This window comes from Streptomyces viridosporus, from assembly GCF_002078235.1.
In the GTDB taxonomy this organism is placed as follows: Bacteria; Actinomycetota; Actinomycetes; order Streptomycetales; family Streptomycetaceae; genus Streptomyces; species Streptomyces viridosporus.
The window spans coordinates 1-5,897 of the sequence record NZ_MSGP01000584.1 but is presented as its reverse complement, the minus strand read 5'-3'; the positions used below and the strand labels follow the sequence as shown (position 1 = coordinate 5,897).

At 70.2% G+C, this 5,897-nt stretch carries 5 protein-coding genes; 4 read left to right on the top strand and 1 reads right to left on the bottom strand.

The window, feature by feature from the left end; genetic code table 11:
* On the top strand, positions 1-613 hold a 613-nt coding region (locus tag B7L92_RS33435; RefSeq protein ID WP_081241022.1), incomplete at its 5' end, for an IclR family transcriptional regulator domain-containing protein.
* 98 nt (positions 614-711) lie between these two features.
* The gene (locus B7L92_RS33430; RefSeq protein ID WP_026085047.1) at positions 712-1,146 is read left to right on the top strand and encodes an SsgA family sporulation/cell division regulator; all 435 of its coding nucleotides are present in this window, start codon (positions 712-714) and stop codon (positions 1,144-1,146) included.
* A gap of 174 nt (positions 1,147-1,320) precedes the next feature.
* On the opposite strand, the gene B7L92_RS33425 is transcribed toward B7L92_RS33430, so the two are convergent.
* Positions 1,321-2,850, bottom strand: coding sequence for a YibE/F family protein (locus B7L92_RS33425; RefSeq protein ID WP_081241021.1), 1,530 nt, complete (start codon positions 2,848-2,850; stop codon positions 1,321-1,323).
* 255 nt (positions 2,851-3,105) lie between these two features.
* Between B7L92_RS33425 and thiC the strand changes: the two genes are divergently transcribed.
* Both thiC and B7L92_RS33415 read left to right on the top strand, forming a co-directional pair.
* The gene (gene thiC / locus B7L92_RS33420) at positions 3,106-4,920 is read left to right on the top strand and encodes a phosphomethylpyrimidine synthase ThiC (protein WP_081241020.1); all 1,815 of its coding nucleotides are present in this window, start codon (positions 3,106-3,108) and stop codon (positions 4,918-4,920) included.
* A gap of 397 nt (positions 4,921-5,317) precedes the next feature.
* The coding region (locus tag B7L92_RS33415) for a TerD family protein (RefSeq protein WP_143626420.1) at positions 5,318-5,897 on the top strand (580 nt) is incomplete at its 3' end.

Genomic DNA, 5,897 nt, shown 5'->3' with positions numbered 1-5,897 from the left:
GCGCACCCTCGTGCACGAGGGCTATCTGCGCCGGGACAAGGGGCTGTTCTTCCTCGGCGAGGCGACCGAGCGGCTGACCGGCAGCGGGGCGCAGCAGAAACGTCGCAGCACGATCGTCGACCTACTGACCCGCTGGCGCGACGCGATCGGTGTGCCCCTGTACTGCGCCGTGTACCGCGAGGGCGAGATCGACGTCGTGTGCGTCTCCGACAGCCCCGTGCACCCCGCGGTGGAGGAGTGGGCCGACTTCCGCGAGACCGGTCACGCGCACGCCGTCGGGCAGTGCCTGCTCTCCCAGCTCGACGAGGAGGCCCGCCGCGACCACCTCGACCGCTATCCCGTGCGGCCCGTCACGCCGTACACCGTGCGCGACGCCCAGAGCCTCCTGAGGCGCCTGGAGCGGGTGCGGCGCATGGAGCCGGTGATCGAGCGTCAGGAGTACGCCCTGGGGACGGTCTGCGCCGCGATCCCGGTCACCATCGGCACCACGGCCGCGACGATGGCCATCTCCCTGCCCGCACACCAGGCCGATCGGCTGCTCCCCACGGCACGGAGACTGCAGGCCGAAATGGGGCGTCTGGTGGGGTCGTTGACGCTCTCTATCAGTATCTGAAAAATCACTCCTTGTGATCTGCTGTGTACGTTCAGCAAGATTCCATCAGGTGTCAGGGTCCATGCCCGGCCAGTCCGCGGCGAATGACGGGGTAGGCGATGCGCGAATCCGTACAGGCAGAGGTCATGATGAGCTTTCTCGTGTCGGAGGAGCTGTCCTTCCGCATCCCGGTGGAGCTGCGTTATGACACCTGTGATCCCTATGCCGTACGGCTGACCTTCCACTTGCCCGGGGACGCTCCCGTGACCTGGGCGTTCGGCAGGGAGTTGCTGGTCGACGGCGTCGGCCGCCCGTGCGGCGAGGGGGACGTGCGCGTCTCACCGGTCGATCCCGACACGCTGGGCGAGGTGCTGATCCGGCTCCAGGTCGGCAGTGATCAGGCCCTGTTCCGTTCGTCGACCGCGCCGCTCGTGGCCTTCCTCGACCGCACCGACAAACTGGTGCCGCTGGGCCAGGAGGGGGCGCTCGCCGACTTCGACGCCCACCTCGACGACGCGCTCGACCGGATCCTGGCGGAGCAGGGCGCCGGGTGAAGCGTTACGCCGGTCGGGTGGTGGTGGGCGGAACGCTTCACCGTGTTCCGCCACGCTCCGCAGGAACGCTTCCCCCACACCTCCGTGGAGGCGGCACCCGGCCCGGCGGAGAACCGGCCGGTGTGACCGCCCCGGGGCGGAGCCGGTCACGTCGGCCGGTCGGTGCGGTCGGCGTCAGCGCTTACGGCGCCGGCCCCTCCCGCCGCGTGCCGCAACCGGCCGGGCGTCCTGCGCCGGCACCCGGACCGCCGACCGGTCGGCCGAGACCACCAGGGCGGCCAGGGCCGTGGTGACCGGCACCGAGGCGACCAGACCGATCGAGCCGATCAAGGTCCGCACGATCTCCTCCGCGACCAGCTCGCTGTTCGCGACCGTTCCCACGCTGCTCTGCGCGATGGAGAACAGCAGCAGCAGGGGCAGCGCGGCACCCGCGTAGGCGAGGACGAGCGTGTTGACCACGGACGCGATGTGATCGCGGCCGATGCGGATGCCCGCGCGGTACAGCCCGCGCCGGCCCATCGACGGGTTGGCCTCGTGCAGCTCCCAGACGGCGGAGGTCTGCGTGACCGTCACGTCGTCGAGGACACCGAGCGAACCGATGATGACACCGGCCAGCAGCAGACCGCTCATGTCGATCTCCGGGTACAGCCCGTGGATCAGACCGGTGTTGTCGTCCGTGTTGCCGGTCAGCGCGGCCCAGCCGATGAACACCGAGCCGAGGATGCCGATCAGCAGCAGGGAGACCAGTGTGCCGAGGACCGCCACGGACGTACGCGCCGACAACCCGTGGCACAGATAGAGCGCGACCAGCATGATCGCGCTGGCCCCCACCACCGCCACGACCAAGGGGTTGGAGCCCTGCAGGATCGCGGGCAGGATGAAGAAGTTCAGCACCAGGAAACTGACCGCCAGTGAGACCAGCGCCATCACACCGCGCAGCCGCCCCACGGCCACCACGGCGAGCGCGAAGACGCCGGCGAGCAGGGCCAGGGGGAAGCGCCGGTTCACGTCGGTGACCGAGTACTGCAGGTCCTCCGGGGCGGCGGGCTCGTAGGCGACCACGACCTCCTGGCCCTCGCTCAACTGCCGGGACTGGTCCGGCTGCACGATCTCGGTGAACGTACGGCCCTTGTCCTCGCCGGTGTCGACCCGGATCGTCGCCTTCTTGCAGGTACCGGCCGCCTGCTGCTGGGCCGAGGAGCCCTCGGCGGTGGAGGTGTCGCCGGTCGGGACGCCTCCGGAGGCGTTGACGGACTGGCAGCTCACCTCGACCACTTCGGTGACCGTGGCGTGCTGCGTCTGCCGGTCGAAACCGACGCCGGTGCGTTCGTGCCCCGGGGTGCCCCCCGGCCACAGCACGGCGAGGCCGATCAGCACCGCCGCGGCGAACGGAATCAGGATCGCCGCGATGACCTTGCGCAGGTGCTGGGAGACGGGGGCCGCCGGACCGTGGCTGTGCCCGTGCGAGTGGCCGTGCCCACCCCCGGAACGGCCCCCAGGGCCAGCTCCGCCGCCGAAGTCACCTCCGTGACCGTGGCTGTGGCTGTCCTCACCCGGGTGAGGAGCGCTGCCGTGTCTGCCGTCGTTCCCGCGGCCCACCGCGTGGTCGGGTCCCGGTCCTCTGCCGTGGCCGCCGCCGCTTCCGGCGCCGGGTCCGCGGGGAGGCTCGGGCGGTGGGTACGAGGGAGGCTGCATCGAGGTCACCGACCGATCATCGCAAGAACGCGAGGGGCCCTCTGGTCACCGCGCCAGAAGGGACGCTAGCGTGGGGGCACCTTTTGTACACGCGGGAGCTCGGAGCACCGGGCTGAGAGGGCGCTGACCTCCGTCCCAGCGACGTTTCACATGAAACATCACCGATGTGCGCGTGATGTTTCCCACGGAACGTCGGCAGACGGAAACCGCTGCGTCGACCGCCGAACCTGTTACCGGGTAATGCCGGCGTAGGGAGTAGGTCTCATGACCAACAAGGACGCACGCACGCCTGCCTCCACGCAGAACCCGACGGAGACGTCGGCGAACGGAGAGGGCGGGAAGTCCATCGGCTGGCACAAGGCGTACGTCGAGGGCACACGCCCCGACCTGCGGGTGCCGGTCCGTCAGGTGCACCTCACCAATGGGCGGTCGGTCACGCTGTACGACACCTCGGGTCCGTACACCGATCCACTCGTCGACACCGACGTCCGCAGGGGCCTGGCCCCGCTGCGGGAGAACTGGATCATCGCCCGCGGTGACACGGAGGAGTACGCGGGCCGTCCCGTCCGTCCCGAGGACGACGGGATCAAGCACACCTCGCCGCGCGGCGGTCTGCGCAATCTCGACGCGGTCTTCCCCGGTCGGCCGCGTCAGCCGCGCCGGAGCCGCGAAGGCCGGGCGGTCACGCAGCTGGCGTACGCGCGCCGGGGCGAGATCACGCCCGAGATGGAGTTCGTGGCGATCCGGGAGAACGTCTCTCCCGAGGTGGTCCGCGAGGAGATCGCGGCGGGCCGGGCGGTGCTCCCGGCCAACGTCAACCATCCGGAGACCGAGCCGATGATCATCGGCAAACGGTTCCTGGTGAAGGTCAACGCCAACATCGGCAACTCGGCGGTGACCTCATCCATCGAGGAGGAGGTGGAGAAGATGACCTGGGCGACCCGCTGGGGCGCCGACACGGTGATGGACCTCTCCACCGGCCGCAACATCCACACCACCCGGGAGTGGGTGCTGCGCAACTCCCCCGTGCCCATCGGCACCGTGCCGCTCTATCAGGCGCTGGAGAAGGTCGACGGCAGGGCCGAGGAGCTGACCTGGGAGATCTACAAGGACACGGTCGTCGAACAGGCCGAGCAGGGCGTGGACTACATGACGGTCCACGCCGGCGTGCGGCTCGCGTACGTACCGCTCACCGCGAACCGCAAGACCGGCATCGTCTCGCGCGGCGGTTCGATCATGGCCGCGTGGTGCCTGGCGCACCACAAGGAATCGTTCCTGTACGAGAACTTCGAGGAGCTCTGCGAGATCCTCGCCGCGTACGACGTCACGTACTCGCTCGGCGACGGCCTCAGGCCCGGTTCGATCGCGGACGCCAACGACGAGGCGCAGTTCGCGGAGTTGCGCACGCTCGGGGAACTCAACCGGATCGCGAAGCGTTTCCACGTGCAGACCATGATCGAGGGCCCGGGACACGTCCCGATGCACAAGATCAGGGAGAACATCGACCTTCAGCAGGAGATCTGCGACGAAGCTCCGTTCTATACGCTCGGTCCGCTGACGACGGACGTCGCGCCGGCGTACGACCACATCACCTCCGGCATCGGCGCCGCGATGATCGCCTGGTGGGGGACGGCCATGCTCTGCTACGTCACGCCCAAGGAACACCTGGGCCTGCCCCACCGTGACGACGTCAAGACCGGCGTCATCACCTACAAGATCGCCGCGCACGCCGCCGACCTCGCCAAGGGACATCCGGGCGCACAGGAGTGGGACGACGCACTGTCCGACGCCCGCTTCGAGTTCCGGTGGGAGGACCAGTTCAACCTCGCCCTCGACCCGGACACGGCACGCGAGTTCCACGACGAGACCCTGCCGGCCGAACCGGCCAAGACGGCCCACTTCTGCTCGATGTGCGGGCCCAAGTTCTGCTCGATGAAGATCAGCCGGGACATCACCGAACGGTTCGGCGGTGATGCGGCCGAGGGGGCGTCGGCGGAGGAGATCGCCGAGGGGATGCTCCAGAAGTCGAAGGAGTTCGCGGCCAACGGGAACCGGGTGTACCTGCCCCTCGCGGACTGACGTCGTCCAGGGGCGGTGCTCACGGTCCACCACCGGCCGCGAGCACCGCCCGGCCGCCCACCCGGTGGCCTGGGGCGATCACTGTGTGGGGACGTGGACGTGGGCGTACGACGGACGAAGGCGCCGGACCCGTGAGACGACCGGCGGTGCGTCGAGTCCGGGAACCCGTTCCTTTGCCCTCTCGCCGAAGGGCGCCACGTTCTCCGGCGCAGCCCGAGTGCGCCGATCCCTTCGACGACGGGACACACCGCCGGACGCGAGCCGACGGCGCGCATCGGTCCGGGCTCGCATCGGTCCGGGCGCGTAGCGCGTGCAGGCCGCAGTGGTCGCCCACGGGGGGGCACGCCGGGCCTCCCCTTCCCTCCCCTCCGCGCTGCCGGCTCGGCAGACTGATCCCATGACAGCGAGAGCAATGAGCAAGGGATCCAACCTCCCCGTCGATGCCCCCGTGGTGCGCGTCGAGCTCGCTTGGGCGGCCGGGCCCGGTGTGCCCGACATCGATGCCTCGGCCCTGCTCCTCACGGAGGCGGGACGGGTGCGGGACGACGGCGACTTCGTCTTCTACAACCAGCCGCGGCACGCGTCGGGCGCCGTGACGCACCTGGGGAAGCGGAGCGCCGCCGGGGCCGCGACCGACACGGTGGAGGTGGAGCTGCGCTCGCTGGAACCGGCCGTCGAGCGGATCGTGCTGTGCGCGTCGGCGGACGGCGGAACGTTCGGCCAGGTGCCGGGGCTGGTGCTCCGGCTGCTCGACGCCGGGACGGGGACCGAGGTCGCGCGGTTCGACATGGCGGCCGGGACGGAGACCGCGTTCATCGGCGGCGAGCTGTACCGGCGACAGGGGGCTTGGAAGTTCCGCGCGGTGGGGCAGGGGTACGCCTCCGGGCTCGCCGGGCTGGCCACCGACTTCGGTATCACCGTGGACGACGCCCCTCCGTCGGACGGCGGCTCCCCGGCGGTCGCCGCCCCGGTGCCCC